We start from the raw sequence: 1,715 nt of genomic DNA on the forward strand, positions 1-1,715 counted from the left end.
ATTATTAATTATATGTAGCTTTAACCTCTACCTTGTAGCGGTAGGGACTAGAAACATTCTAATTCTTGGCTTCGCGACTAACTCGCATCGGATTATCTAGGGCGTTTATGACAGGCTCCAGATCTGCTGGTCCCGGAGCGGTATACCTAACGCCCTCAAATGGTTCTGGGCCAGGACCACCAGGATTGTAAAAGGCACTGTAACCACCCTCTAGTGATGGGATTTCTACATGGGTAATGTTTCGTGCTGCTGCTTCGTCGCCAACTAGGATTATGTCTATGTAGTTATCCCTATCTTCAGCATAACAATCATCATAAAAGATTCCTTCATCAGGATTTTCTTTTTGCCCCAAATCCGAAAGCCCAACAATTCTGAGTGTTCCGCCTGCTACTAGATACTCCTGCCCCACCTTTTCCAAGAGAACTACTTCACCGTTAGACCCATTGGCGTGAATTCGGAAAAAGTCCTCAAACATTGTGGGGGTCAAACCAGTAATACCATCGGGTGAGAAGCCTCCTGTTGTTAGCACGCGTATGCGAAAGTCAGCCTCGTCATACAGTGATAGTTCGTCGTTTGGCAAAACTCCAGATCTTTCTCCAACTCCCAAACCACCTTCACCCATTGCCTCACTACCGACATGGTTCAGTTTAGCCCCGACCAATTTCGGTCCCGAATCATAAGGGCTTGCATCAGTTTCCCAGCTCAAGCCCACTGCATTAAATTCTTGGCCGTTCGGACCAATAAGTAGTAGCGGTGTTTCGTCTTCAACAATATCTAGCCTTACAGGGAAAATTGCTCCATCCTCGCTACTGAAACCCCGATTGCCAAAATCACCAAACACAACAACCGTATTGCGTTCATTTAATTCCCAGTTTGGCAACATTCCAGCGCTATTTGGAAAAACGATCTCGCCTGTATTCAGTGTGAATTGAAAATCGGTTAGATCAACAGTTTCTGTGGCTACAGGCCAACTAAATACAATTGGCAACCCGTCATCGTCCTCAGCAGTACCCTTGTAGAATAATTCAACCCCGGCTGTGCTTACTATGCTGGTATATGCGCCAGCTGGAGGATCCTCTCCATTTGTACACATTACTGAACCATACCAAGTTCCTTCGGCCTCTCGAACAGTTTCTTCATTTACTTCCGGCCAACCAATAATCCCCTCAAAACCCATACCGGCAGATAAAATAACCGGCTCATCACTCCAATAATCAGCTTCTTTTAAAGCGCCGTCAAATAGCTGATCTTGCATATTCAGCGAGTTCATAACTCCCACGGCCAATATAACTAGCACTCCAAAAATCGACAATGCTACAGCAAACCATCGTTTATGAAAGTAATTTTGCTTCTTAGGTTCCCTAATTTTCAAATCTTCTATTTTTAAGATTTGAGTCCAGCGGAGAAGCAAGTACAGACTTAGGCCTATGAAAATGAGCATGGGAATTGCAAAATCATGCTCACTTACATGAACTGTGTTTAGAGCAACAATTGAAATAAATGCAGCTAGCAACAGGCTAGAAGAAAGTTTTTTGGGAGCACCTATCAATATCGCAACCGCAACAAAAATAGCAATAATGTTGCCAGTTATTCGGAGTGGCTCTGCCATGTCAATCGCAACATGAAGTAGCGCATCAAATATGTTCCATCCGACTAAAACTGCAGGAATACGACCAGCTTTTACGACTTTATTTACCATATATGTAGCTTTAACC

Annotated in this window: 1 protein-coding gene; it reads right to left on the minus strand. The window is 43.8% G+C overall.

The annotated features are described in order from the left end of the window. Positions 1–58: 58 nt before the first annotated feature. On the minus strand, positions 59–1,715 hold a 1,657-nt coding region (locus AACP44_RS09220; protein ID WP_339340236.1), incomplete at its 5' end, for a hypothetical protein.

The sequence above is a fragment of the uncultured Oceanicoccus sp. genome (assembly GCF_963968385.1).
GTDB lineage: Bacteria > Pseudomonadota > Gammaproteobacteria > Pseudomonadales > Dasaniaceae > Oceanicoccus.